General features: G+C 65.0%; 23 protein-coding genes. 7 read left to right on the top strand and 16 right to left on the bottom strand.

Features of this window, described 5'->3' with window-relative positions; genetic code table 11:
* The first annotated feature begins 2 nt into the window (after window positions 1-2).
* Window positions 3-944, top strand: coding sequence for a hydroxymethylglutaryl-CoA lyase (locus ACVW1C_RS19380; RefSeq protein WP_456759790.1), 942 nt, complete (start codon window positions 3-5; stop codon window positions 942-944).
* Between the two features lie 178 nt (window positions 945-1,122).
* Here the strand turns inward: ACVW1C_RS19380 and nikR are convergent, their stop codons facing one another.
* Window positions 1,123-1,566 (bottom strand): nickel-responsive transcriptional regulator NikR, encoded by a 444-nt coding sequence (gene nikR, locus ACVW1C_RS19375; protein WP_456759789.1) that lies wholly within the window; start codon window positions 1,564-1,566, stop codon window positions 1,123-1,125.
* A 189-nt stretch (window positions 1,567-1,755) separates the two neighbouring features.
* Between nikR and ACVW1C_RS19370 the strand changes: the two genes are divergently transcribed.
* Window positions 1,756-3,918 carry a TonB-dependent receptor domain-containing protein gene (locus ACVW1C_RS19370; RefSeq protein ID WP_456763118.1) on the top strand — a complete coding sequence of 721 codons (2,163 nt, stop codon included), beginning with the start codon at window positions 1,756-1,758 and terminating at the stop codon, window positions 3,916-3,918.
* Here the strand turns inward: ACVW1C_RS19370 and ACVW1C_RS19365 are convergent, their stop codons facing one another.
* Together ACVW1C_RS19365 and ACVW1C_RS19360 are read right to left on the bottom strand one after the other, a co-directional pair.
* Complete coding sequence (locus ACVW1C_RS19365; RefSeq protein ID WP_456759788.1) at window positions 3,919-5,139, bottom strand: glycosyltransferase family 39 protein; 1,221 nt, start codon at window positions 5,137-5,139, stop codon at window positions 3,919-3,921. It lies immediately after the preceding gene.
* A gap of 555 nt (window positions 5,140-5,694) precedes the next feature.
* Window positions 5,695-6,576, bottom strand: a complete 882-nt coding sequence (locus tag ACVW1C_RS19360) for a YiiX/YebB-like N1pC/P60 family cysteine hydrolase (protein WP_456759787.1) — start codon at window positions 6,574-6,576, stop codon at window positions 5,695-5,697.
* A gap of 198 nt (window positions 6,577-6,774) precedes the next feature.
* Between ACVW1C_RS19360 and ACVW1C_RS19355 the strand changes: the two genes are divergently transcribed.
* Both ACVW1C_RS19355 and ACVW1C_RS19350 read left to right on the top strand, forming a co-directional pair.
* Window positions 6,775-8,184, top strand: a complete 1,410-nt coding sequence (locus ACVW1C_RS19355) for a flavin monoamine oxidase family protein (RefSeq protein ID WP_456759786.1) — start codon at window positions 6,775-6,777, stop codon at window positions 8,182-8,184.
* A gap of 233 nt (window positions 8,185-8,417) precedes the next feature.
* Complete coding sequence (locus tag ACVW1C_RS19350) at window positions 8,418-9,458, top strand: IS110 family RNA-guided transposase (RefSeq protein WP_456759367.1); 1,041 nt, start codon at window positions 8,418-8,420, stop codon at window positions 9,456-9,458.
* A 347-nt stretch (window positions 9,459-9,805) separates the two neighbouring features.
* On the opposite strand, the gene ACVW1C_RS19345 is transcribed toward ACVW1C_RS19350, so the two are convergent.
* The 5 genes from ACVW1C_RS19345 to pheS form a co-directional block, all read right to left on the bottom strand.
* Window positions 9,806-10,750, bottom strand: coding sequence for an MBL fold metallo-hydrolase (locus ACVW1C_RS19345; protein WP_456759785.1), 945 nt, complete (start codon window positions 10,748-10,750; stop codon window positions 9,806-9,808).
* A 34-nt stretch (window positions 10,751-10,784) separates the two neighbouring features.
* Entirely contained in the window at window positions 10,785-11,561 is a 777-nt protein-coding gene (locus tag ACVW1C_RS19340; protein WP_456759784.1) for a sulfite exporter TauE/SafE family protein, read from the bottom strand.
* A 200-nt stretch (window positions 11,562-11,761) separates the two neighbouring features.
* Window positions 11,762-14,170 (bottom strand): phenylalanine--tRNA ligase subunit beta, encoded by a 2,409-nt coding sequence (gene pheT / locus ACVW1C_RS19335; protein ID WP_456759783.1) that lies wholly within the window; start codon window positions 14,168-14,170, stop codon window positions 11,762-11,764.
* Entirely contained in the window at window positions 14,167-14,601 is a 435-nt protein-coding gene (locus tag ACVW1C_RS19330; RefSeq protein WP_456759782.1) for an endonuclease domain-containing protein, read from the bottom strand. The genes pheT and ACVW1C_RS19330 overlap by 4 nt, the downstream gene beginning before the upstream one ends.
* Window positions 14,602-14,783: 182 nt before the next feature.
* Window positions 14,784-15,866: a phenylalanine--tRNA ligase subunit alpha gene (gene pheS / locus ACVW1C_RS19325; RefSeq protein ID WP_456759781.1), complete on the bottom strand. Its 1,083-nt coding sequence runs from the start codon at window positions 15,864-15,866 to the stop codon at window positions 14,784-14,786.
* Window positions 15,867-16,061: 195 nt separating this feature from the next.
* Here pheS and ACVW1C_RS19320 point away from each other — a divergent pair, with 195 nt between their 5' ends.
* Window positions 16,062-16,472 carry a hypothetical protein gene (locus ACVW1C_RS19320; protein ID WP_456759780.1) on the top strand — a complete coding sequence of 137 codons (411 nt, stop codon included), beginning with the start codon at window positions 16,062-16,064 and terminating at the stop codon, window positions 16,470-16,472.
* Window positions 16,473-16,474: 2 nt separating this feature from the next.
* Here ACVW1C_RS19320 and rplT read toward each other — a convergent pair whose 3' ends face one another.
* From rplT to infC, 3 genes are all read right to left on the bottom strand, one after another.
* On the bottom strand, window positions 16,475-16,834 hold the full coding sequence (gene rplT / locus ACVW1C_RS19315; protein WP_029081033.1) for a 50S ribosomal protein L20: 360 nt from the start codon (window positions 16,832-16,834) through the stop codon (window positions 16,475-16,477).
* A gap of 75 nt (window positions 16,835-16,909) precedes the next feature.
* Window positions 16,910-17,110, bottom strand: coding sequence for a 50S ribosomal protein L35 (gene rpmI / locus ACVW1C_RS19310; RefSeq protein ID WP_008539890.1), 201 nt, complete (start codon window positions 17,108-17,110; stop codon window positions 16,910-16,912).
* A gap of 441 nt (window positions 17,111-17,551) precedes the next feature.
* Window positions 17,552-18,091 carry a translation initiation factor IF-3 gene (infC, locus tag ACVW1C_RS19305; protein ID WP_456763117.1) on the bottom strand — a complete coding sequence of 180 codons (540 nt, stop codon included), beginning with the start codon at window positions 18,089-18,091 and terminating at the stop codon, window positions 17,552-17,554.
* Between the two features lie 228 nt (window positions 18,092-18,319).
* Between infC and ACVW1C_RS19300 the strand changes: the two genes are divergently transcribed.
* Both ACVW1C_RS19300 and ACVW1C_RS19295 read left to right on the top strand, forming a co-directional pair.
* The gene (locus ACVW1C_RS19300; protein WP_456759779.1) at window positions 18,320-19,126 is read left to right on the top strand and encodes an alpha/beta hydrolase; all 807 of its coding nucleotides are present in this window, start codon (window positions 18,320-18,322) and stop codon (window positions 19,124-19,126) included.
* Between the two features lie 134 nt (window positions 19,127-19,260).
* Window positions 19,261-19,731 (top strand): nuclear transport factor 2 family protein, encoded by a 471-nt coding sequence (locus tag ACVW1C_RS19295; RefSeq protein ID WP_456759778.1) that lies wholly within the window; start codon window positions 19,261-19,263, stop codon window positions 19,729-19,731.
* A 35-nt stretch (window positions 19,732-19,766) separates the two neighbouring features.
* Here ACVW1C_RS19295 and ACVW1C_RS19290 read toward each other — a convergent pair whose 3' ends face one another.
* From ACVW1C_RS19290 to ACVW1C_RS19270, 5 genes are all read right to left on the bottom strand, one after another.
* Complete coding sequence (locus ACVW1C_RS19290; RefSeq protein ID WP_456759777.1) at window positions 19,767-21,398, bottom strand: PEP/pyruvate-binding domain-containing protein; 1,632 nt, start codon at window positions 21,396-21,398, stop codon at window positions 19,767-19,769.
* A gap of 13 nt (window positions 21,399-21,411) precedes the next feature.
* Window positions 21,412-23,337, bottom strand: a complete 1,926-nt coding sequence (locus tag ACVW1C_RS19285; RefSeq protein WP_456759776.1) for a hypothetical protein — start codon at window positions 23,335-23,337, stop codon at window positions 21,412-21,414.
* A 263-nt stretch (window positions 23,338-23,600) separates the two neighbouring features.
* Window positions 23,601-24,398, bottom strand: coding sequence for an acyl-CoA thioesterase domain-containing protein (locus tag ACVW1C_RS19280; protein ID WP_456759775.1), 798 nt, complete (start codon window positions 24,396-24,398; stop codon window positions 23,601-23,603).
* Between the two features lie 34 nt (window positions 24,399-24,432).
* Window positions 24,433-25,623, bottom strand: coding sequence for a tRNA epoxyqueuosine(34) reductase QueG (gene queG / locus ACVW1C_RS19275; protein ID WP_456759774.1), 1,191 nt, complete (start codon window positions 25,621-25,623; stop codon window positions 24,433-24,435).
* Window positions 25,572-26,264, bottom strand: coding sequence for a glutathione S-transferase family protein (locus ACVW1C_RS19270; RefSeq protein ID WP_456759773.1), 693 nt, complete (start codon window positions 26,262-26,264; stop codon window positions 25,572-25,574). Before ACVW1C_RS19270 ends, queG begins: the two co-directional genes overlap by 52 nt.
* Window positions 26,265-26,292: the final 28 nt, after the last annotated feature.

Here is a 26,292-nt window from a genome sequence, read left to right as displayed (position 1 = left end):
ACATGACCCGCGTCCACGACATCTATCCCAACGACAAGGTAACCCTGCGCGAGGTCGGCCTGCGCGACGGCCTGCAGCTCGTGAAGACATTCCCTTCGACCGCGGCGAAGCAGCGCTGGGTGCGCGACGAATATGCCGCCGGCGTCAGGCATTTCGAGGTCGGCTCGTTCCTGCCGGCCAAGACCTTTCCGCAATTCGTCGATGTCCGCGATGTCATCGCAACCATTGCTGCGTTGCCCGGCGCGCATGGTGTCGCGCTGGCGCTGAACGAGCGCGGCGTCAACGAAGCGCTGGCCTCGGGTGTCGCCGAGATCGCCTCGGTGGTGTCGGCGACCGAGGAGCACAGCCAGGCCAATGCCAACCGCTCGCGCGAGTCGGCGATCGAGAACATCAAGCGCCTCTGTGAATTGCGCGATGCCAGCGCGCACAAGCCGCTGGTCAATGCCGCGATCTCGATGGGACTGGGCTGCTCGATCGTGGGTGCTGTCGATCCGAAGGAGGTGCTGCGTCTCACCGAGAAGCTCTATGAGGTCGGCGTCGACATGGTCGCGATCGCCGATACCGTCGGCTATGCCGGGCCGAAGCAGGTCGGCGAGCTGACGCGCGGCGCGGTCAAGATCGCCGGCTCCAAGCCGGTCTGCGTCCATCTGCACGACACCCGCGGCATGGGCATCGCGAACGCCTCCGCCGCGCTCGATGAAGGCGCTCGCGTGCTCGACGGCTCGCTCGGTGGCCTCGGCGGCTGCCCGTTCGCGCCGGGCGCCACCGGCAATGTCGTGTTCGAGGACCTCGTCTTCCTCTGCGAGAGCAAGGGATTTCCGACCGGCATCGATCTCGACCGCCTCATCGAGGTGCGCGCGATCCTGAAGTCCGAGATGCCGAACGAGCAGCTCTATGGCGGCCTCGCCCGCGCCGGCCTGCCGCGCGGCGCCAAGGCGGCGTAGCTCCTCTCCCTCGCCCCGCTCTTGCGGGGTCGAGACGAGCGAAGCTCGCTCTTGGAGGGTTGGGGTGAGGGGCTCTCTCCGCGAGCAATCTGCCAGGAAAGACCTGTACCCCCTCACCCGGATTGCATCTGGCGATGCAATCCGACCTCTCCCCGCAGGCGGGGCGAGGTAAGCACCCTCAATCATTCCTGTGCCCGTGCCCCCGCTTGCGCGGCTTCTTGTCCGCGGCCGTCGGGATCATCACGACGCGGCCGTAACGCACCCCGCGCTCGGCGATGATGTGATCGGCGAGATGGCGGACTTCGCCGCTGGCGCCCCTCAGCGCCGTCACTTCCATGCAGCTGTCGTCGTCGAGATGGACATGCAGTGTCGCCAGCGACAAATCGTGATGGCCGTGGAAGTTCTGCACCAGCCGCTTCGACAGGTCGCGCGCCGCGTGATCGTAGACATAGACCAGCGCCGCGACGCATTGCCCTGACGGCGCGTCTTCCGCGCTCTGCTGCAGACCGGCGCGCGCGAGGTCGCGGATGATCTCGGAGCGGTTCTGATAGCCGCGCGCCTCGGCGGCGGCGTCGATCTCCGCGAGCAGATCATCCTCGATGGTGATGGTGATGCGTTGCATGGACTATCCGTGTTGGCTGGTCGCCGCGGCGGTATGACATTATTCTTGAAACATCATACTATGCTTGCTAGCGTCGTTTCGCCGGGATTGGTTTAAGCTGGTGCGGTCGCCGCGTGACTGTAGCAGGATCATGCGGGGGCATGGGCGTTGCGTCGTACTGTATGGCGGATATTTCCCGCCGCCGCATCCATTGCAGCATTCGCGCCGGTCGCCGAAGCGCAGACGCTTTCCGCCGCGCCCGGGCAATTGCCGCCGGTGACGGTGACCTCGCCAGATCGAGCGCAGCCCAAGCGGGCCAGGCCATCGCAACGTCCACACCATGTCGCGGCCCGCGGCCGTAAGCCCGTCGCACCGCAAGCGAGCCCGCCTGTGCCCGCGACCACCGGCATCACCGGCCGCTCTGCAACCGCGTCTGCCTCCAACCTGCAACCGACCGCTGCCAGCGAGCTGCAGATCAGCGGCGACGAGGTGAATGCGCGGCCGGTCTCGCGCGTCGGCGAAGTTCTGGAGGCGGTGCCGGGCCTGGTCGTCACCCAGCATTCCGGCGAGGGCAAAGCCAACCAGTATTTTCTGCGCGGCTTCAATCTCGACCATGGCACCGATCTCGCCATTACCGTCGACGGCATGCCGGTCAACATGCCGACCCATGGTCACGGCCAGGGCTATGCCGATATCAACTTCCTGATCCCGGAGTTGGTCCGGTCGATGGATGTCCGCAAGGGTCCGTACTACGCCGACAAGGGTGACTTCGCCTCCGCCGGCGCCGTCGACATCAATTATCTCGACCGGCTTTCGAAGAATATCGTGGAGCTGACCGCCGGCAGTTTCTTCTATCAGCGCGCGCTGGCCGCGGGTTCGACCAGGGCCGGTGACGGCACGCTGCTCGCAGCCTTCGAGGCCAACAGATACAACGGCCCGTGGGACGTGCCCGACGATATCCGCAAGCTGAACGGCGTCGTGCACTACAGCCAGGGCACCGCGACCGACGGCTTCTCGCTGACTGCGATGGCCTATTCCAACGGCTGGAATTCGACTGACCAGGCCGCGCAGCGCGCGTTCGATCAGGGCCTGATCGGCCGTTACGGCTCGCTCGATCCGACCGACGGCGGCACCTCCAGCCGCTTCAGCCTGTCGGGCAATTGGGCGCAGTCCAGCGACTACGGGCAGACCAGGCTCAATGCCTATGTGATCCGTTCGTCGTTGCAGCTCTACAACGACTTCACCTATTTTCTCGACGACCCCGTCAATGGCGACCAGTTCAGCCAGACCGACAAGCGCACCGTCTATGGCTTCGATGCCAGCCACGCCGCCGATGTCCGCATCGCCGGCATCGATACCCAGACCCGGGTCGGCGTGCAGACCCGCTATGACGACATCAATGTCGGCCTGTTCAAGACCGCGCAGCGCGAGATCCTGTCCACGGTGCGCAACGACCAGGTGCAGGAGGGCAGTGTCGCGCTGTGGGCCGATACCACCGCGCGCTGGACCGACTGGCTGCGCACCACGGTCGGCATCCGCGAGGACTACTTCGCCGGCCACGTGCTGAGCGACACGCCGCCGAATTCCGGCAACGCGCAGGCGGCGATGACGAGCCCGAAGGTCGGCATCGTGCTCGGCCCCTGGTCCAAGACCGAGTTCTACGGCAATGCCGGCTTCGGCCTGCATTCCAACGATATCCGTGGCGCGACCATCACGGTCGATCCCAACGACAAGGTGACGCCGCTGGAAGGCGTCCCGCTCTTGGTGCGCTCGAAGGGCGCCGAGCTCGGTATCCGCACCAAGGCGATCAACGGCCTCACCTCGTCGCTTGCGGTGTTCGTGCTCGACTTCGATTCCGAACTGCTGTTCGTCGGCGATGCCGGCACCACGGAGCCGAGCCGGCCGAGCCGGCGCGTCGGTGTCGAGTGGACCAACCAGTACAAATTGCTGCCGTGGATGAGCCTCGATTTCGACCTCGCCTATACTCGCGCCCGCTTCACCGACTATGATCCGGTCGGCAATTTCATCCCCGGCGCGCCGGCCTGGGTCGCCAGCGGCGGCGTCACCTTCGGCCGCGACACCGGCTGGTTCGGCAGCCTGCGCGCCCGCTATTTCGGCCCGCGACCGCTGATCGAGGACGACAGCGTCCGTTCGCTGGCGTCGTTCATCGTCAACGCCCGCGCCGGCTATAAATTCGATAACGGGATGCGGCTGCAGCTCGACGTCCTCAATCTCTTCAACGTGCAAACCAACCAGATCGAATACTATTATCTGTCGCGGCTGCCGGGCGAACCGATCGACGGCGTCGCCGATCGTCATGTGCATCCCGCCGAGCCGCTTGCGGTGCGCCTGACGCTGGCGACGACGTTCTGATCAGTCGCGCGTGCGCCGGATCGAGCTGAAATCCTCGACGTCGGGCTGCACAGGGGGTGTTTCGCGATAAGGCGGTACGATCAGCACCACGACCCGCCGTGTCCGGCCGGGCTTGCCCAGCAGCGTCGCCTGGGCATCAAACTCGGAGCGAAAGACGTCGGTCGTGCGCAACGTCGTCCGCTCCATCCAGCTCAGGCAATCCGTCTGGTCGGCAAAGCACAATGCGGCCCAGCCGCGATCGAGCGTGGTCTTGCGCGGCAAGCCCCAGGTGTACTGATAGGCAAACGGCCGCGAATAGAACGGATGGTCCGGACTGTAGAACGCAGCGGCGAAGGCCAGCGCATCGTCGCCGCTGACCGCCACGAGCGGCATCCCGGCGGCTTCGCGCCATCGGGTGGTTAGCTCTGCCGCGACGGCATGATAGAAGTCGCGGCCTTCTTCATAGCCGTAAGCGTTGCGATAGAGGGCATGGATCGGAGCGCCGACTGTGACGGCGAGAATGGCGATCCCGGCCACCATGACGGCCAGGTTGACCGCGTAGAAGCGCTCGATCGGGTAGCTCGTTGCGCACACGATCAGAACCACGAACAGGAAGAGACCCTGCACCGCCCAGAGCGACGGCAGGTCGGTGCCGATCGCGAGCGAGACGGTCACCGGAAACAGGATGGTCCCGATTGCGACCAGCAGCAGCAAGCGGAGCCCTGGGTTTATCGCGCGGAAATCGGCCGGCAGCCGCGCCAGCCGCGGGCCGGCAATGAACACCCAGGTCACCGCCGCGATCGCGAGCGTCGCGATCAGGCCCATGATGAAGTAGGTGACTTCCCATAGCGCGGCGACATGATCGGCGCCGGCATGCGCGAGCGCATAGTCGAACGGCGTTGCGCCTGTGGTGGCGAGCCAGTGCAGGTGCGGACCAAGCACGAGCATGCCGGCCAACGCCGAGATCCAGGGCGAGGCCGACAGCAGATAGCGGCGGCGATCCGGATGCAGCACAGAAGCGAAGACGAAGCTCGCGACCAGGAAGATCGAATAATATTTGCCGAGCATCGCGAGTGCGGACGCCGCACCCGCTGCGGTCGCCCAGCCAAGCTGCCTGGGCGCCTCGAACGCACGCAGGAAGCAGTAAGTTGCCAGCGGCCAGGCCGCCAGCAGCACCGTGTTCGCATTGAAGCGCTGGGCGTGGAATTGATAGACCGGCAGCAGCATCAACAGCAGCAGCACGATCGCCCGCTTCTCGCCACGGACAAAGCGGCGGGCAATCAGGTCGACCGCCCACAGCCACCGCTGCGTTGACCATCGCCATCAGTTGCAGCGACCAGTCGGTCAGGGGGAAGATCGCCGTCCATCCCCGTGTGATCCAGCCTATCAACGGCGGATGCTTGGGGTATCCCCATGAAAGGTGCCGGCCGAGCGTCCAGGTCTCGAGCACGTCCGGATGCAGGCCGGCGCCGAGATAGGCGATGACGAGATACGCGGTCCAGATCGCGACAAAGAGGACGAGCAGAATCGGGATCGACCACCCGGTCTCGATTCCCTCCAGCCATTTGATCAATGGACGGCGCCAGCGCGCCGGGTCCTGGTCCGACGCGGCAGCCAACGCCGAGAAATTGATAAGCGAAAGCACCGTAAAACTACCCAATGAGAGCGGGCGTGAGGCGCGCGCACCCTAGTGATGCGAGCGCGAGAACTCAACGGCGGAGCCGGACGATGAGACGGATTCCGGACCCGGGTCGAGGCGGCCAGCGCTCGACATGTCGAGCCTGACGCCTGCGGCCGTCACACCGGTGCGGTTTCCGGCGCGGTCACTTCCGCAGCCGGAAGCGTCGCCTCTTCGTCAATCGCTTCAGGAGCGAGCGGCGGCGACTTGTACTCTGGAAACACACTGAATTCGCCCGCTACCTCCTGGAGCGGCTTCTGCTTGTCGGCCCAGTGCAGGGCCGTGTAGTCGAAACCGTGCACGATGGTGGGTTTGACGATTTCGAAATAGGGCGAGATGTCGAAGTCGCGCGGCATGTAGAGCGAGGAATCGCGGATGTGCAGGATCTCGCGGCGCGCCTTGCGGCTGGCAGCGCGCGTGATCTTGGGCAGGATCGGATAGCGCACGGCGTCGAATGCCTGCGCGATCAGCGCCGAACAGATGATCTTGGTCGGATCGCCGGAGCCGAACGCGATCATGCGGCGCCGCCAGCGCTGCGGGATCGGCAGCGGAAACAGATAGCGCGCGAGATCGACGATGTTCTTCGTGTCGTAGCCGAAGCCGATGCGGTTGATGGCGTAGCGGCACACCGTGGTGCGGTCCTCGAAGGACAGCCCGACCGGGCGGCAGAGCCGGGTGTGATAGGACAGGTATTTCGAAAGCGGCGCGGAGGTCACGCCGTCGCCGATATTGGCCTCGATCAGCACATGCTGTTCGCCGTCAGGCTGGAACGCGCCGTCGATCGGTCCAACGAAGAGCGCGGCATGCGACCAGGTCGACTGCGTGAGGTATTTGATGATGCCGGAAATCCGGTTGTTGCCCTCGACCAGCAGCACATCGCCGGGCTGCATGATGCCCCGCAGATGGTCCGGGTCGCTCGGCGTGAACGGCTCGTAACCGGGGACTTCCTTCTGCAGGTACCCCGCGATCCATTTACCGACGGTATCGAGCATTACGCCCATGGATTCCCCCCAGCGGTTCTACGACCGCTTCTGTTCACTTAATCATGGTCGCAAGCCGTTGCAATTTAGTTCATGCCATCGGCGGATCAATCATGATTGATTTACCATGATGGTTGCTGCGGTCGGTGAGATGCGGCACAGTTCGCGAAGCGTTCCCATTCTCCGCAAGTCCCCGGAAACCATGCCAGAAGCTATGTCATGACAGTGACCCGCCGCGATTTCCTGTCGGCGTCCGCAGCTCTCGCGCTGGCGCCCGTGCTGGGCGGCCGGGTTGTCGCTGCGCCGATGCCGCGCGAGGCCGACATCGTGGTGATCGGCGCGGGTGCCGCGGGTATTGCCGCGGCGCGACGGATCGCTGCCGCGAACCGCAAGGTGATCGTGGTGGAGGCGTCCGGCCAGGTCGGCGGGCGCTGCCAGACCGATGCAACGACATTCGACGTGCCGTTCGACCGCGGGGCGCGCTGGATGCACAATCCCGAAACCAATCCGATGATCCGGCTGGCGCGCTCCGCGGGCCTCGACATCGTCACCGCGCCGGCAGGTCAGAAGATACGTATCGGCCGGCGCTACGCCCGCCCCGGCGAGACCGAGGAGTTTCTGGCGGCGCTGGTGCGCGCCAATCGCGCCATCGATGATGCCTCGCGCAAGGCCGATATCGCCTGCGCCGCGGCAATGCCGAAGGATCTCGGCGATTGGGCCGGCACCGCGGAGTTTCTGCTCGGCGCCAATTTCAGCGGCAAGGATCTGAAGGACCTTTCGGCCGTCGACAAGGTGCGCGCGCAGGATCGCAACACCGCGATTGCCTGCCGGCAGGGGCTCGGCGCGCTGATCGCGAAACTCGGCGAGCAGCTTCCGCTGGTGCTGTCGACGCCCGCGCAGCGCATCCTGTGGAGCAATCGCGACGTGATAGTCGAGACGCCTTCCGGCAAGATCACCGCGCGCGCCGCCATCGTCACGGTGTCGAGCAACGTGCTCGCGAGCGGCAATATCAAGTTTGCGCCCGAGATCCCGAAGCGCACGCTCGACGCCGCCGCCAAGCTCGGCCTCGGCAGCTACGATCGCATCGCATTGCAGATCCCGGGCAATCCGCTCGGGTTGTCGCGCGACGATGTCATCATCGAGCAGAGCAATTCGACCAGGACGGCGCTGCTCTACGGCAATATCGCGGGCTCCTCGCTGTGCACGATCGACGTCGCAGGCTCGTTCGGCCGCGATCTGTCGGCGCAGGGCGAGAAGGCGATGTCCGCCTTCGCGGTGGAATGGCTGACGAAGCTCTATGGCAGCGAGGTCGGCACCGCCGTGAAGAAGACCAGCGCGACGCGCTGGAATGCACAGCCCTTCATTCTCGGTGCGATGTCGGCGGCTGCACCCGGCGCGCAATTTTCCCGCAGGATCCTGTCCGAGCCGATCGGCGCGATGTATCTCGCGGGCGAGGCCACGCACGAGACGCTGTGGGGCACGGTCGACGGCGCCTGGGAAAGCGGCGAGCGGGCCGCGGACGCCGCGCTGCGCAGGATCGGCGGGGTGAAGGATGCGACGCCGGAGCCCGCAGCGCCCGCCGCAAAACACAAGCGCCGCACGCATCGCTCTGCCGGGCCGATGAATTGAGTGTGGGGTGAGATCAGGCAGCTTGGTGGAGTGCGGGTAGAACGCTGCCGCATGACAGATGTCGTCCCTGCGAACGCAGGGACCCATACTCCGCGGCCGTTGTTGTGTGAACGCAACTCGTCGCTCGAGCGTCGCGTAACCATCACCATTCGTGGTTGATGGTGTGGACGGCCCCCTACGGCATCAGTGTGCCAGAATGAGGTTGTTACAAATCTCAGACATGGGAGCCGTCCGTGAACCAGATTATCCGCATTGGGATGGATACGTCGAAGCATATTTTTGTGCTGCATGGGGTTGATGCGTCCGAGCAGCCGGTCTTACGCAAGAAGCTTTCGCGCAAACTCGTGCTGGAGTTCTTCGCCAAATTGCCGCCGACGGTGATCGGGATGGAGGCCTGCGGGGCGTCGCAATATTGGGCGCGAGAGCTTTCCAGGCTGGGCCATGAGGTGAAGCTGATGGCACCGCAATTGGTGAAGCCCTACGTGATGCGGAACAAGAATGACGGGCGAGACGCAGAAGGCCTGTGTGAGGCGATGAGCCGGCCGAGCATGCGCTTTGTGCCGGTGAAAAGCGCCGAGCAGCAGGCTGCGCTGATGCTGATGGGGGTCCGCGACGGACTGATCGCCCGGCGCACCCAATTGACCAACACGATCCGCGGCCATGCGGCGGAGTATGGCCTGATCGCGCCCAAGGGGCTGGAGGCGATCGAACCGCTGCTGGCGCGGATCGCGCAGGACGAGACGCTTCCCGCTCTGGCGCGCGAGCTGTTTGCCATGCTGGGCCGGGAGTGCGTCAGGCTCGAGGACGAGTTGGAGGCGGTTGAGGCCAAGCTGATGGCCTGGCACCGCGGCGATGCCACGGGCCGGCGCCTGGCGCAGATTCCGTCGATCGGTCCGATCATTGCAACGATGCTGGTGATGAAGACACCTGATCCGGCCGCGTTCCGCTCAGGTCGTCACTTTGCGGCTTGGCTCGGCCTCACGCCCAAGGACCACTCCACCGCAGGCAAGACCAGGCTTGGCAAGATCACGCGGGCGGGCGATGAGGACCTGCGCCGTCTGCTGGTCGTCGGGGCCACGGCGGTGATCCAGCAGGCCAGGCGCGGACGCGGTCATCACTCGCGCTGGCTACTGGCGCTGATCAAGCGCAAGCCGCCGAAGCTTGCGGCCGTAGCGCTTGCCAACAAGGTGGCGCGCATCGCCTGGAAGCTGATGGTGACGGGTGAGAGTTATGACGCCGCACGGCTGAATGCCGCTACGACGGGTACCGCTTAACAGATTGGCCGGCCGGCGCTCGCTCGCCGACCGACCGACCGGAGCTGCAAGAGCAGATGGAGCGATCGATCGAGCAACGATGCGAGACAATCCGTGGGACCCATCGGCCGTCAACAGGTCGCGTGGTTGTTTGGAACTCGCATCGCGCAAACCAGCTTGGCCAGCGATTCATTCGATCGCACTCAACAGGCTGGACATATGGATGCAAGCGATCCGATCAATCCCAGAAAGCTCTTGTGCCACGGGGGCCGTCCACATATGGGTCCCTGCGTTCGCAGGGACCGCTCTCTCCTCCCGTCATTCCGGGGTTCTCGCTTCGCGAGCCCCGGAATGACGGATGGGAAGGCTCACACCGGCAGCTTCAGCTCCATCAGATCCTTGGCCACCACGATCCGGCCCTTGAAATGCGTCTTCACGTCCCTGGTCCAGTCGTCGTCGGTGACATCAGGGTCGTCGCCGGGGACGAAATGGCTCAGCACCAATGTCTTCACGCCGGCGGCGGCTGCGATGCGGCCGACGTCCTCGGTCGAGGTGTGGCTGTCGAGCAGGTGCTTCTTCAGCGTCGCGCCGTTTCTGGTCTTCGCCACCAGGCGATCGACCGCGGGAATGTAGAGACATTCGTGCACCAGCACGTCGGCACCCCTCGCGAACTCGGCAAGCTTCGGATTGTAGGCGGTGTCGCTGGAGAACACGATCGTGCCGTCCGGCGTCTCGAACTTGTAGGCGAAGTTGTCGACGATGGGCGGATGCGGCGTGCGGAACGCCGTGACGGTGACGTCAGCCGTCTTCAGCACCACGCCGTCGTCGGTGATGTCCTTCGCGATCAGCAGGTTGCGCGGATCGGGCCGGCCTTCGTCCGCGATCCGGGTCTCGACGTCGAACTTGTTCAGCTCCCAATATTCCTTGGTCATCGCCTCGATGCCCTTGGGACCGAACGAATGGATCGGCGTCGAGAGGCCGGCCGCCCAGGCGTTGTAGAACAGATTGCCGTATTCCAGATTGTGATCGGAATGGTGGTGACTGATGAAGATGTACTTCACGGAGGGGATCGGCACGCCGGCGTTGACCAGCTGCCGGCTGACTCCCATGCCGCAATCGATCACGAACGGCGTGTCGTTGACGACGACGAGATTGGCCGGATTGGAAGCGCCGATGCCGACCCGTGGTCCGCCCTTGGTGCCGAGGAACACGATGCGCGTGCGCGGCTTTGCACCCTGCGCGTGCGCCGCAGGCGCCGCGAGCATGGCAGCGCTGCCGAGCGCCATTTTCAGCGCATTGCGGCGATCGATCATCGGATCCTCCCTGAATTCCTTCTAGATAATGACCTTAGCCGCCGCGCAAAATGCCATCAAGCGCCGGCAGGCCGACGATGACGGCCGCCGCGATCAGCGCGTAGCAGATCGCGCGAAACATCCGCTCGCTGGCCTTGCCGAACAGCGAAGCGCCGAACCAGACGCCGATGCCGTAGATCGGGCCGACGATCAGCGAGAACTTGACCGATTCGATCGTGATCAATCCGGTGAACCAGTAGCTGACCAGCGAGAAGAAATCCGAGGCCCCGAAAAACAGCACGATGTTGGCGCGCGAGATCACCGAGGAGATCGGGCGTCCCAGCCAGTAGGCGACGATCGGCGGCCCGCCGGTCTGCGCAAGGCCGCTGCAGAAGCCGGAGAGGCCGCCGACGCCGACCGAGAGCGCGGCGTGATCCTTGCCGTGATAGCGCCAGCCCGACAGCAGCAGCGCGAGCAGCGCCGCGACGAAGCAGGAGATGATCCAGCGCGTCGTCACCGGCTCGAGCACCGTCAGGAAATAGGTGCCGACGGGAACGCCGACCAGCGCGCCGGCGACCATGACCGCGGTCGCCTTGCGGTCGGCATGGGTCCAGGCGTTCGGCAGCAGCGGCGCCGCCGCAACGAAGTCGATGATCAGCAGCAGCGCCGCCACCAGCCGCGGCGCCGCCACGCTGCTTGCGAGCGGCATGAAGATCAGGGCTGAGCCGAAGCCCGAGAAGCCGCGCGCCGTGCCCGACACGAACGCAATCGCGCAGATCGCAAGCGCGATGCTGGTCGAGATGTCGGAGGGGAGGAGGGTGAGGGAGGTCATGGGAGAATGTGCGCGCGGCGATCGGTGGCCTTACCTCGCCCCGCTTGCGGGGAGAGGTCGAAATTCAAGCACAGCTTGAATTTCGGGTGAGGGGGATTCTCCGCAAAGCAACTATCACCGTACACATGGAGAAAGCCCCTCACCCCAACCCTCTCCCCGCAAGAGCGGGGCGAGGGAGCAATCCATCGTCTGCGTCGACATCACGCCCGCAGCGTGCCGCCGGTCTTCTTGGTCACCTCGGCGACGACCTTTGCCGCAACCGCGTCGATCTCCTGGTCGGTCATCGTCTTCTCGCGCGGCTGGATCGTCACCGCGATCGCAATCGACTTCTTGTCGGGATCGATGCCCTTGCCTTCATAGACGTCGAACACGGTCACGTCAGTGATCAGCTTCTTGTCGACATTCTGCGCCGCGCGGACGATGTCGCCCGCCTTGACGCTGCGATCGACGATGAAGGCGAAGTCGCGTGACACCGGCTGGAACGCCGAGAGCTCCAGCACCGGCTTGGCGCGCGTCGCCCTCTGCTTGCCTTGCGGGACGCGATCGAGGATCACCTCGAACACGATCATCGGGCCGTCGGCGCCGAGCGCCTCGGCGGCACGCGGATGCAGCTCGCCGAAATAGCCGAGCACGTTCTGCGGGCCGATTTGGATGGTGCCGGAGCGCCCCGGATGCAGCCAGGCGGGACCGCCGGGGACGATCTGCAGCGCCTGCATCGGCGCGCCGGCGGCCGCCAGCACGGCGAAGGCATCGGCCTTGGCATCCATCGCGTCCGCCGTGGCCGAGCCGGTCCAATGCCGCCCGATCCCCTTCGACGAGGCGTAGCCATGGCGTACGCCGGAGGCAGCCACGAGCTGGTCCTCCGGCCGGTCGCCGCGGAATACCTGGCCGACCTCGAACAGCGCGACATCGGGATAGCCGCGGTTGATGTTGGCCTGAGCCGCCGCGACGAGGCCGGGCAGCAGGCTCGGCCGCATGTCGGAGAGGTCGGCCGCGATCGGGTTGGCAAGCACCAGCTCGCTCTGGCCGCCGCCGAACAGTTTTGCCGCGTCATTGGTGATGAACGACCAGGTCACGGCTTCCACCATGCCGCGGGCGCCGAGCGCGCGCTTGGCGCGGCGGGTGCGTTGCTGCATCGGCGTCAGCACCGGCTTGCGCGGCTCCTCGCCACGATCGAACGGCGTCATCGGCACCTTGTCGACGCCGAAGATGCGCACGATCTCCTCGACGACGTCGGCCTTGCCCTGGACGTCGGTGCGCCAGGACGGGATCGCGATCTTCACCACAGGGCCATTGCCGGCTAGCATGAAGCCGAGACGGGTCAGGATCAGCTTCACCTCGACCAGCGGCACCTCGATGCCGGCGAGACGCTTGACCTCGCTGAGCGGGAAGTCGATGACGCGATCCTCGCCGAACTGCTTGCCGACCACGACGTTCTCGGACGGCGTGCCGCCGCACAGTTCCAGCACCAGCTTGGTCGCGAGCTCGAGCCCGGGCACCATGAAGGCCGGATCGACGCCGCGCTCGAAGCGGTAGCGCGCATCCGAATTGATGCCCAGCTTGCGGCCGGTCTGCGCGATGTTGATCTCATTCCACAGCGCCGATTCGATCAGCACGTCAGTGGTGTTGTCGTCGCAGCCCGAGGCCTCGCCGCCCATGATGCCGGCGAGCGATTCGACGCCGTGCTCGTCCGCGATCACGCAGACGTTGCTATCGAGCGTGTAGGTGCGGCCGTCGAGCGCGAGCAAGGTCTCGCCGTCTTTCGCGCGGCGAACGGTGAGGTTGCCCTTGACCTTCTTGGCGTCGAACACGTGCAGCGGACGCGCGCGGTCGTAGGTCATGAAGTTGGTGATGTCGACCAGCGCGTTGATCGGGCGCAGGCCGATCGAGGTCAGCCGCTTCTGCAGCCATTCCGGCGACGGACCGTTCTTGACGCCGCGCACCAGCCGCAGCGCGAAGCCTGGACACAGCGCGGCGTCTTCCACCTTCACCTGAACCGGGCAGGGGAATTCGCCCTTGATCGGCCTGATGCCCGGGTCCTTGAACTTGCCCATGTCGGAGGCGGACAGATCGCGCGCGATGCCGTGCACGCCGGTGCAGTCTTGCCGGTTCGGCGTCAAATTGATCTCAATGACGGGATCGCCGAGCCCGGCCCAGTCGGCATAACCCTTGCCGAGCGGCGCGTCGGCCGGTAGCTCCATGATGCCGTCGTGGTCTTCCGAGATCTGCAATTCGGCCGCCGAGCACAGCATGCCGCGGCTCTCGACGCCGCGGATGGTGCCGACGCCGAGCGTGACGTCCTTGCCCGGGATGTAGGTGCCGGGCGGCGAGAACACGCTGATCAGCCCCGCACGCGCATTCGGCGCGCCGCACACCACCTGCACCGGCGCACCGCCGTCGCCGGTGTCGACCATGCAGACACGCAGCCGGTCGGCATTCGGATGCTGCTCGGCCGAGATCACGCGCGCGATGGTGAACGGCGCGAGCGCCTTCGCCTTGTCCTCGATGTTCTCGACCTCAAGCCCGATCATGGTGAGCTTGTCGGCCAGCTTGTCGAGCGGCTCGTCGGTCTCGAGATGTTCCTTCAGCCAGGAGAGGGTGAACTTCATGACGATGATTTCTCTTGTCCCCTCTCCCGCTTGCGGGGGAGGGTCAGGGTGGGGGCTCTCTCCGCAATGGCAGCGGTAATGGTTTCAAGGACGCCTGCACGGTTTGTCATGACGTCGAGATTGCTGAAGCGAAGCACTTTAAATCCTTTCGCTTCAATGACGGCTGAGCGCGCGGCATCGGCGCGTTCGCCCTGGTTTGAAAAATGCTGGCCGCCGTCGAGTTCGATCACCAGCTTTGCTGTATGGCAGACGAAATCGGCGATGTAATTGTCGATCGGCACCTGGCGGCGGAAGGTGGCGCCGTTCAGGCGATTGCCGCGGAGCTCCGACCAGAGCATTCGTTCCACATTGGTCGAGTTCTTGCGAAGTGCGCGGGCGTTGGACCGGAGTCTATCGGACACCTTCCAATTCGGATGCTCAGGATCGACCATTGCCAGCCCCTTTGCGGAGACACCCCCACCCCAGCCCTCCCCCGCAAGCGGGAGAGGGAGTCCGACCATTCGCGGCGATGCAATCTTCGTATCCACGCGAGCGGGCTCCATCCATTCCCTCTCCCGCTTGCGGGGGAGGGTCAGGGTGGGGGCTTTCTCCGCGATGGCAGCGGGAGTGGAATTCACGCGCTCAATCCTCCCGCGATCGTCGGGATGTCGAGCGGCTTGAAGCCGTAGTGGTTGAGCCAGCGGATGTCGTTCTCGAACAGCTGGCGGAGATCGGCGATGCCGTATTTCAGCATCGCGATGCGGTCGATGCCCATGCCCCAGGCAAAGCCCTGGTAGACGTCGGGATCGATGCCGCAGGCACGTAGCACGTTCGGATGCACCATGCCGCAGCCGAGAATCTCCATCCAGTCCTCGCCCTCGCCGAAGCGGATCTCGCCCTTGTCGCGGCGACACTGGATGTCGACCTCGAGCGACGGCTCGGTGAACGGGAAGAACGACGGCCGGAATCGCATGTTGATGTGATCGACCTCGAAGAACGCCTTGCAGAACTCGTGCAGGATCCATTTGAGGTGGCCGAGATGCGAACCCTTGTCGATCACGAGGCCCTCGACCTGGTGGAATTGCGGCGTGTGGGTCGCGTCCGAGTCGATGCGATAGGTGCGGCCCGGGCAGATCACGCGGATCGGCGGCTTCTGGCTCAGCATCGTGCGCACCTGCACCGGCGAGGTGTGGGTCCGCAGCAGCATGCGCGAGCCGTCCGCCTTCGGATTGAAGAAGAAGGTGTCGTGCATCTCGCGCGCCGGATGGCCGATCGGGAAATTCAGCTTGGTGAAGTTGTAGTCGTCGGTTTCGATGTCGGGACCCTCGGCGACCGCAAAGCCCATGTCGGCGAAGATCGTGGTGAGTTCGTCCCACACCTGGCTCAGCGGATGGATGCGGCCGGTCTCCGCCGGCGCCTCGCGCAGCGGCAGCGTGACGTCGATGGTCTCGGCGGCGAGGCGTGCATCGAGCGCGGCCGCTTTCAGCACATCGCGCCTGGCCGCGAGCGCCTGCGTCACCGCGTCCTTGGCGAGGTTGATTCTGGCGCCCTCGGTCTTGCGCTCCTCCGGCGACATCTTGCCGAGGGTGGCAAGCAGGGCCGAGATCGAGCCCTTCTTGCCGAGCGCGGAGACGCGCACCGCCTCGAGGGCGGCCTCGTCAGCAGCCGAGGCGATCTGGTCGAGGATGGATGTTTCGAGCGTTGCGAGGTCGGACACGGTCAATTCCTGCGCTGAGCATGATGCGGTGGGAAGAACCGGCTTCCGAACCATGCGCCAAAATTCGGCTGGGTTGTCGCCGCCCGAAGGCCGTAACGTCAAGCAAAAAGCCGGTCATTTCGGGCTTGTGGTCGGCAGCATTGAACCCCGCGCGGAGGTCGGGCTACCCAAGGGGAGCTCAAGGAGACCCACGCGATGTTGCTGCGATCTTGCCTGGCGGTGCCGGCGGTCCTGTTCATGCTTGCCACGGCGCATGCCGCCACCGAGGAATGTCCGGCCAAATCGACCCAGATGGACGACATCATCGCGGTGCTGGAGAAGGCACCGAGCTGCAACCGCGCGATGAAGATCTTCGAGGCGTGCGAATACGGCGCCAGCGGGGACGTCCAGTTCGGTGCGGTGGTCGAGAAGAAATGCGAGGCGGACTTCCTGTCCGGCCTCAACGGCGTGCCGAAGCGGGCGTACGAGCACGAGATGCAGGTCTGCGACCGCAAGTACCGGAATCAATCCGGCACCATGTACATCTCGTTTACGGCGTTCTGCCGAGCGCAGGTCGCCCAGCGCTATTCGCAGAAGGCGCTGAAAGCGGGCCCGAAAGCCCGCTAGAATCAGGCTGCCAGCGCGGCCTTGGCCTTCTCGGCGATCGCCTGGAACGCAACCGGCTCGTGGATCGCGAGATCCGACAGCACCTTGCGGTCGACCACGACGCCCGACTTGGAGAGGCCGTTGATGAACACGCTGTAGGTCATGCCGAACGGACGGACCGCGGCGTTGATGCGCTGGATCCAGAGCGCGCGGAAGGTGCGCTTCTTGCGCTTGCGGTCGCGGAAGGCGTACTGGCCGGCCTTTTCGACGGCCTGCTTGGCAGTTCGGATGGTGTTCTTGCGGCGGCCGTAATAGCCCTTGGCGGCCTTGAAGACTTTCTTGTGCTTGGCGTGAGAGGTCACACCGCGTTTGACGCGAGACATGACGGAAATCCTTGAGATCTAGAAGAAGTGACGGGGCGCCGCGCGAGGCGGCCGGGTTCAAGCAGATGAGCGCGATCAGGCGTTCGGCAAGAAGTACTTCTTGACGTTGTCGCCGTCGGTCTTGAACAGCACGCGGGTGCCGCGGAGCTGACGGATCTGCTTCTTCGTCCGCTTGATCATGCCGTGGCGCTTGCCGCGCTGGGCGTGCATGACTTTGCCAGTAGCAGTCACCTTGAAGCGCTTTTTAGCGCCCGACTTGGTCTTCAACTTGGGCATTTAGCTCTCCTGTCGCCCAACACGAATATCGCCCAAAGAGGCGTTCGGCCGGCTAAAATGCTCGTTAGAGCGTTGAAAGTGCTATGGTTTTTCCGGATTGAAAGAACCTGCACTGGACGTCGCCACGGCAGCCCTTGATCAGCCGGGCGGCGAAGGCCCGGCTTATGACAGAGGATCGGCGGTTTTGCAACGTTCGAAGCGGGAAATCGGGGTCGGAACCAGCCTCTCCTTCCCCTGAAAGGGGGAAGGTCGGGATGGGGGGTCAGCCGCAGACGCCGCTGCAAGGAGAGAGTAGATCCCCACCCGCTTTGCTCTGGCGAGCAAAGCGACCTCCCCTTTTCAAGGGGAGGTTGGCCATCCGGGCTACAGGGCTCACATACGAAACGGCCCGCCAGAGGTCCTGACGGGCTGCTCCATTTTCAACAAAGCGACAAACTCGAATTAGCGCGGCGCCAACACCATCACGACCTGGCGGCCTTCGAACCTCGCGTCCTGCTCGACCTTGGCGAACTCGGCAACGTCGGCCTTCACCTTGTCCAAGAGCTTGGTGCCGATCTCCTGGTGCGCCATCTCACGACCGCGGTAGCGCAAGGTGATCTTGACCTTGTCGCCTTCCTCGAAGAAGCGCTGCATCGCGCGCATCTTCACGTCATAGTCGTGATCGTCGATCATCGGGCGGAGCTTGATCTCCTTGATCTCGACGACCTTCTGCTTCTTGCGGGCTTCGGCGGCCTTCTTCTGCGCGGAATATTTGTACTTGCCGTAGTCCATGATCTTGCAGACCGGAGGACTGACATTCGGCGAAATTTCGACGAGATCCATGCCGGATTCCATGGCCATCTTGATGGCCACCATGGTTTCGACGGTGCCCTGGTTGACACCATCTGAATCAATCAGCTGGATCTGCGCGTTGCGAATCTCATCATTGGTGCGCGGCCCGTCTTTTGCGACTGTGGGCGGGGCTCTATTGGGACGGCGAATGGGTAACTCTCCAAAGTTGTGAAAGGGAAGGCGGATATTTTGAAGCAAGACGCTGCGACGGGCAAGCGAACTCGCTCTTTTACGCGGCAAAACCGTCAATTGCGAGGCATTTTGGCCACGCCCGGCACATATAGCGGGCGCGCCTGCTCTGCAAGGCGGGCGTGCTGCCGTTGACCGCTGCCGCGCGACGATTGAAAAGCGGATATCTGACACGCGAGTGACCAAACCATGAGCCAAACCGCCACATCCGAGCAGGAACCCGCCTTCATCGAGGTCGGCGAGGGCAGTTCGGCTCGCCGGATCGCGGTGCGCGCCCGGGCTGGCAGCAATCCCGGCCTGTTCTGGCTCGGCGGCTTCAAGTCCGACATGACCGGCACCAAGGCGATCGCGCTCGATGCATGGGCCGCCGAGCATGGCCGCAGCTCGGTCAGGTTCGACTATTCCGGCCATGGCGAATCCGGCGGCGATTTCGCCGACGGCACGATCGGCCGCTGGCTCGAGGAGAGCGTCGCGGTGTTCTCGCAGTTCTGCCGCGGGCCGCAGGTCGTGATCGGGTCCTCGATGGGCGGCTGGATGGCGCTGCTGCTGGCGCGCGAGATCGCCAGACGCGGAAGTGCGGGCGGCGACGGCACAGCCCAGCTCGCCGGTCTCGTGCTGATCGCACCGGCGCCGGACTTCACCGAGGAATTGATGTGGAAGGGCTTCTCGCCGGAGATCCGCGCCGAGATCGAGACCAAGGGCGTCTGGCTCAGGCCATCCGAATATGGCGACGGCTCGCCCTATCCGATCACCCGCAATCTGATCGAGGAGGGCCGCAACCACTTGCTGCTCGGCAGCAAGATCGACGTCGGTTGCCCGGTGCGCATCCTGCAGGGCGCGCAAGATCCCGACGTGCCGTGGAAGCATGCGTTCGCGCTGGTGCATCGGTTGCCGGCCGAGGACGTGGTGCTGACCATGATCCAGGACGGCGACCACCGATTGTCGCGTCCGCAGGACATCGCGCGGATCATCGCCGCGGTGGCGGAGATCAACTAGCACCTTGTTCGATGTCATCATCCGAGGAAGCGGATGATCCAGTACGCCGCGCCTCTCGATTCAAGGCGACTGCTCTGGAATACTGGATGCCCCGCATGCGCGGGGCATGACAGACGTGGTCGGGAGAGACGCCGATGGATACGACAACGATGCTCCGCGCGTTCTGCGACGCGGTTGAACAGCGCGACGGCAAGGCCTTCGCAAGCCTCTTCACCGAGGACGGCGTCTATCACGACGTGTTCTATGGCGCGTTCGAGGGGCGCGCCAGAATCGCCGAGATGATCGACGACTGGTTCTACCGGACCGCGACCGATTTCCGCTGGGTGATGCACGATCCGGTCAGCGACGGCACGACCCTCTACGCGCGCTACACGTTCAGCTACCGTTCGACCTTGCCGGAAGCCAAGGGGGCGCGTGCGATGTTCGAGGGCGTCGCGATCATGCGGCTGCGCGACGGCAAGATCACGGAGTACCATGAGGTCGCCAACACCGCGCCGGCCTTCGTCGACCTGAACTTCGCGCCGGAGCGGATCGCCAGGATCGTCGCCAAACAGGGCGCCGCGCTGAAGGCGAGGCCGGAGATGACGCGGCATCTGGCGCCCTGATCGCCACACTTTTCGTAACTGCAATGCGGTGCAGATCAGGCTGCGGCTGACTTGCGCTCGCGCGATCGCCGCCTGCGACCCGCACTCCCGCGCAATTCGGATCGCCATTTCGCGATCTCGGCAAGCTCCGCTTCGGGCCGTTTGGTCAAGACTTCTCGCCTTCCGAGAAAGATCTTGCCGCTGTCGCCATCGATCGTGACCCAGTCGCCTGCCGAAATCGCCGCCTTGCCGAGCTCGGCGCGTTCGCCGGCGGCATCGATTTTCATGCCGCCGCATCCGACCACACACGGTTTTCCCATCTGACGCGCCACCAGCGCGGCATGGGCGGTCCGCGCGCCAACGCTGGTCACGATGCCGCACGCCACCGCAAAACCGGCGACGTCCGCCGTGCTGGTGTCGGGGCGCATCAGGAGGACGGGGTCGCCGGCGGCTGCGAGTTGCCGCGCACCGTCGGAATCGAAGGCCGCGCGCCCGACCGCAATCCCGCCGGAAGCGCCGATCCCAGCGACGGCCGGGTCGTCCGCCGAGACCAGCGAGACCTCGACCAGCGATGCAAGGTCGATATCGGCAATACGTTCGAGCGCCTGCTTCGGCGTGATGAGCTGTTCGTGTACGAGATCGATTGCGATCCTGAGCGCGGCGCGCGGGGTGCGCTTTGCCGGCCGTGCCTGCAGGATCCACAATTTTCCGTCCTCGACGGTGAATTCGATATCCTGGACATCGCCAAACTCGCGCTCGAGGCGTGTGAGGACATGGCCGAGATCGGCGGCGAGCGTCGGCAGCGCGCGGGCGATCATCTCGCCGCTATCCGCCGTTCGCCGGCCCGACACGACGTCCTCGCCTTGCGCGTCGAGCACCAAATCGATGACGGGCTGCGCCGATCCAGTCGAAGGGTCACGCGAAAACGCTACACCCGCTCCCGAAGAAGGCCCGCTATTGCCGAAGACCATGGCCTGCACGGTGACGGCCGTCCCCGCCAGATGTTCGAGTTTTTGCAGCCGGCGGTAGGTTTGCGCCCGCTCGCTCATCCAGGATCGATAGACCGCCCGCGCCGCATGCTCGAGCTGTTCCTCGGCATCCTCGAGCCAGCGATCGTCTCCGCTCTCGATCAGCGCCTGTTCCTCGCCGGCAAGACGCTCGAGCGCTTCGCTGTCGAGCGCGCGATCATTGGCAACGCCTTCCTCGGCGGTCAGCCCAGCGATCCGCGCCGCGAAAAGTGCAGGGTCGAGGCCGAGTACGGTCTCGCCATAGCTCTCGAGGAACCGGCGCCGGCAATCCCATGCGAGCCGCGGACGTCCCGTCGAGCGGATCAGGCCGCGCACGGCGCGCGTCGTGCAGCCGACATTGAGGACGGTGTCCAGCATGCCGGGCATCGAGCGGGCCGCGCCTGACCGTACTGAAACCAGCAGCGGGCGTGCGTGATCGCCGAAACGCCTGCCGGTGGTGCGCTCGAGGAAAGCAATGCCTTCCTTCAATCCGTCGCGCAAACGGTGCTCCGAAAGCGTCCGTCCGGCAACGATGTCGGCGCAGAGCCCGACCGGCAGCACAAAGGCCGGCGGTACAGCAAGGCCGAGCGCTGCCATCCTGGCGAGATTGGCGGCCTTGGCGCCGATCTCCTCGGCAGAGTGGCAGGCGGTCGATTCGCCGCCGATGCATACGATGTGCATGTTGGACCCCTCTTCAGGCTGCCAGATCAGTCATGATGTGTTGCCGCAGCAGGTGGCCGAAGCCGGCGAGACGGTCGGTCGAGCGTTCGATGGCGCGAGCCAGCTCGAGCGCCGAGAGCGATGTCGCGGCGTCATGGCCGCCGGTGAAGACCAGCGTGGTGATGGCTCGCTCCCGTGCGTCCGCGGCGTGCTCGGCGTCGACGAGGCGCACCACCGCGGCAAGCGCGTCCTCGGAATCGGCGCAGCGGCCCTCCGGCACTTCCGCGGCCGCGGCAAGTCCACTGGCCGCCGCTTCAGCGGCCGTGATGGCAACCGCGCAGAGTTCGCCCAGGGCCGAGATCAGCGGTTTGTCGATGCCCGCCGACGTCAGGGACGCGACAAAGGCCGCCTGCTCGAGTTCGTCGACGGCCTCCTCGGCCCGGTCCACCAGCTGCAATATGATCGGCCGGGCGCCGAAGCGGTTGACCTCCTTGCGCGCTTCGAGGGCGATACGGTCCGCCTTCTGCTCGATCAGGCTGGCACGTGCCGCCAGCGCCTTGCCGTCGGTCTCCTGTCCGGCCAGCAGTCCGGCGACGTAGCGAGAGATCGCGGTGCAAAGGTCGTGCGCCAGTCCGATCTGGCGCAGCGCCATTGCGAGCAATGCGCTTTCGACGCGCTCCAAGCGCCTGACCAGCTCGGCTTCGAGCTGATCGCGCACGGTTCTCACCGATTGACCTGCGAGCAGCGCCTCGGTCGACAGGCGCAACGCGCTCTTCAGGAAATCGACCGCTGCCGCGCGGCCGAGCACCTGATCCAGCCGCTCGCCGAAACCGATGCGTGCCGGCGCGGCATTGCGAACGGCGCTGCCGAGCAGCTCGTTGCCGCCGAGTTCGAGGAAGCCGCGATGGCCGATCCTTTGCCGCGCGGCCCATTCGAGAATCTTCGCGGCGTCATTCTTGCTGACCCAGTTTCGCAACAATTTGCGCGCCTTGTTCCAGTCGATCAGGAACACCAGCGCGGAGCCGACTGCCGCCAGGAACGCGTTGCGGTCCGCCGCGGTCTTCGCCTGCAATCGCCCGGTCACGAGGAAGAAGCCGCCGTCCTCGAATCCCGTTGACGCATGATGGTCGAGGCCGCTCCATTCGGCGTCGAAGCCACCGAACAGCGAGATGAAGAATTTCGCGCGAGCGAGGTGCACGTCCGTATAGGTGACGGTTACCGCATTGCGCTTGACGGCCACCACCAGGACATGCGCGTCGGTGGTTCCGATGTCGTTCTGGATCAGGAGCCGGCCGTCGGACCTGGTCGCCATCGTGTCCAAACCGGGGTGATCGAATTTGAGAGGGCGCGTTTCGGCCAATCCCTTCATGAAGCTTTCGACCGGCGCACGGTCCTCGCTGTGCAGGCCGAACACTTTTGCTCCAGCCAGGTTCTCTTCGCAGCAGCCGGCGGCAAGCCTGTTCAGCGTCTTGTGCAGATCCATGACCAGTCGATGCAGGGTGTCGCCGCCGTCCAGCGTCACGCTTGTCAGGCGAGCGATCCGGCCAAGCTCGATTTCGCCCGCCGCATCGAGCAGTCCGGAGGTTCGAAGCGCGCTCAGGCGTGCGGTCGCCCTGTCCGCCTCCTGTGTATCGCCGGCGTTGACCGAGCGGATCATGGTGTCGATGTCGTCCTGGATCTCCTTCATCAGCTTTGCGAGGTTTGGTGCAGTCAACCGGCTCCCGCCGGCCAGATGCGAACCACTGATCAAGGATGCGATTGCGGCCGGTGCGATGCCGGCGGCTTGACTCTCGACTGCAAGGTCGTTGGCCGGACGATCGGGCTCCCGCGCATGCGCGGCGGCGGCCTGCAGCGCGCTCAGGCGCACCTTGATGCGATCGTTGGCGGACAGGCCTGCGGCGACCTGCGAGGGCAGCAGAATGTCGGACCGTCCGAGTTCCTTGATGATCTCTGTTTTCATGACACACGTGTGAGATGAGACTTCCGTTTCACCTTTATGCGTTGTGTCCGCGGCGTGATCCTTGCGCTAGATCATTCTTAAAACTGTCATGTTTCGATCGCGGCGGGTGTATCTCGCGCGACGATTTTGCTGTCGGCATTGCGAGGAGCCAACGGTCGCGCTAACACGTGCCCGGTGACAGGCTCCGCGATGAAGCAATCCATGTCTCCGCAAGCCGGAAGATGGATTGCTTCGCTTCGCTCGCAATGACAATCTGGAGAGACTTACGGCGGCGGCGGGTTGCTCATCGGCTTGCGCTGGGCGAGCGCCGCCACGGTGGAGGTGCCGATCGGGCCCTTCTCGTCATAGAGCCAGCATTCGCCGATCGCGATGCCGTCGGTGGCGTGATGGTTGACGACCTCGAAGCCGATCCAGTTGCTCACCGGCAAACGGTGCAGATAGATCGTGACGTCGCTGTTGATGTAGCCGAGGCCCTGGTCGCCGGCATTGGCGAAGGGGCTGGCGAAATCCGCGCCGGTTGCGACATGGACGAACGGCGTCATCTTCACGCCCGCGACGAGCTCGCGGACTTCGCTCATCCAGAGCCTTCGCTCGCCGAGCGAGCCCATGTGGCCGATGATCGGCCGCGTCTCCCACTTGCCGTTCATGCCGAGCCTCGGATCGGCGGGCTTCGGAATGTCCGCGGGCGCCGGCACCTGCCAGTTCGGCGGCGACCACACATTGCCGGGCGCATTTTCCGTCCTGCGCAACAATTGGCAGGAGGCACGCGCCATGCTGGTGCCGCCGGAGACGAACTCGGCCTCGATCACCTTGATGCGGAGCCCATCGCGCACGAGCTTCGTCGTCACCTCGACCGGCGTCGTGATGTTGGGCAGCCGGAACATGTCGACCGTGAGCCGTGCCGGGACGAAATCGTCGGAGCCGTGGCGCTCCTCGATGACGAAGCCAAGCAGGCCGATCACGACGCGGCCGTGCATCGATTCCGGGCTCCACGGTCCGTTCGCAACTGACGTCGGCATGAAGCCGTCGCCATGTCTGGTGAAGAAGGGCGGGTTTGTCATGGTTGTCGACCATGACGGGAACGGCGCGATGAAATCAAGAGGCGGCTGCCGCGCGCCACTCCTGCTGCACGCTGTTATCAGGCTCGCCACCGGCCCGTGACGCCAGCGCCGCGAACGCATCGCGGGCGATCAGTTGCGACAGCGCCCACACCGCGGCGCCGCGCACCAGCGGGCTTGCATCGTCGAGCAAACGCTGCGCCTCACCGGCGAGGCTTGCATCGCCGGAATTGCCGATCGCGATCAGCACATTGCGGATGAAGCGGTCGCGGCCGATGCGCTTGACCGGCGATTTCGTGAACAGCGCGCGAAACGCGGCATCGTCGAGCCGTGCGAGATCGGCGAGCGCGGGCGCGCGCAACGCGTCGCGCGCCGCAAGCTTCTGCTCGCGTCCGGCCATCGCGAACTTGTTCCACGGACACGCCGCGAGGCAGTCGTCGCAGCCATAGATGCGGTTGCCGATGGCCTTGCGGAATTCGTGCGGGATCGGACCCTTGTTCTCGATCGTCAGATACGAGATGCAGCGCCGCGCATCGAGCTTGTAGGGGGCAGGAAACGCCGCGGTCGGGCAGATGTCCTGGCAGGCGCGGCAGCTGCCGCAATGATCGGCTTCGCCCTCATCGCGCGGCAGCTCGGTCGCGGAATAGATCGCGCCGAGAAACAGCCACGAGCCGAATTCGCGCGACACCAGATTGGTGTGCTTGCCCTGCCAGCCGATGCCCGCGGCTTGCGCCAGCGGCTTCTCCATCACAGCGGCGGTGTCGACGAACACCTTCACCTCGTCGCCGGTCATGGCGGCGAGCCAGCGCGCCAGAATCTTCAGCCGCTTCTTGATCACGTCGTGATAGTCGTCGCCCTGCGCATAAACCGAGATCGCGCCATGCGATCGGCGCGCGAGAATGTTGAGCGGATCATCGTCGGGCCCGTAATTGACGCCGAGCATAATGATCGAGCGCACGCCACCCCACAGCACGCGTGGGTCCGTGCGCCGCTCCGGATTGGCCGCGAGCCAGTCCATCTCGCCATGGCCGCCGGAGCCGAGGAATTCCAAAAAATATTGTCCGGCCGCGCGCGTCGCATCCGGATCGGTAAAGCCGATGGCATCGAAGCCGAGTGCGCGCGCCTCGCGCCCAAGCGCTTCCTTGAGATCGGACGGAGAGAACCTGACCGTCCGGTTCAGAAGTCGAGGTCCACATAGGTGCGCGACGCCGGCACCCCCGCCAGCCATTCGCTGAGCAGCGGGCGGAACGACGGGCGGGATTTCACCCGCGCGTACCACGACTTTGCCGCGTCGTCCTCGCTCCATGGCACGTCGCCCAGATAGTCGATCGCCGAGAGGTGCGCCGCGGCGGCGAGATCCGCGTAGGTCAGGCGGTCGCCGGCGAGATAGTTCCGCGTCTTCGCCAGCCAGCCGATATAGTTCAGATGATAGCGCACATTGACCTTTGCGGCGCGCATGATGTCGGGGGCCGGCGGGCCGCCGCCATTGTCCTCGCTCATGAAGCGCTTGTAGATCCGCTCGGTCACCAGCGGGTTGGAGGCTTCCTCGAAGAATTTCTCGTTGAACCACGCCATCAGCCGGCGCACCTCGACGCGCTCGGCCGTCGTGGTCGGCAGCAGCCGACGTTCGCCGGCATCGAGGCCATGCGTCTCGTCGACATATTCGGCGATCACAGGCGCCCCCGGGATCGGCGGAAAGCCCTCGGCGATCAAGACCGGCGTGGTTGCCGCCGGATTGAGCGCGAGGTAAGCCTCGCGCCGCTCCCAGACCCGTTCCTCGACCAGGCGCAGATCGAGGCCATACTCGCCGAGCACGAGGCGAATGAAGCGCGAATGCGGACAGAACGGATGGTGATACAGCGTATACATGAAGCCCTTGGTAGTGTCGTGGCGCTTA

Source organism: Bradyrhizobium sp. USDA 4011 (genome assembly GCF_054063415.1).
Note: the sequence above shows the minus strand (reverse complement) of the source record. Positions and strands in the feature narration are given on the sequence as shown.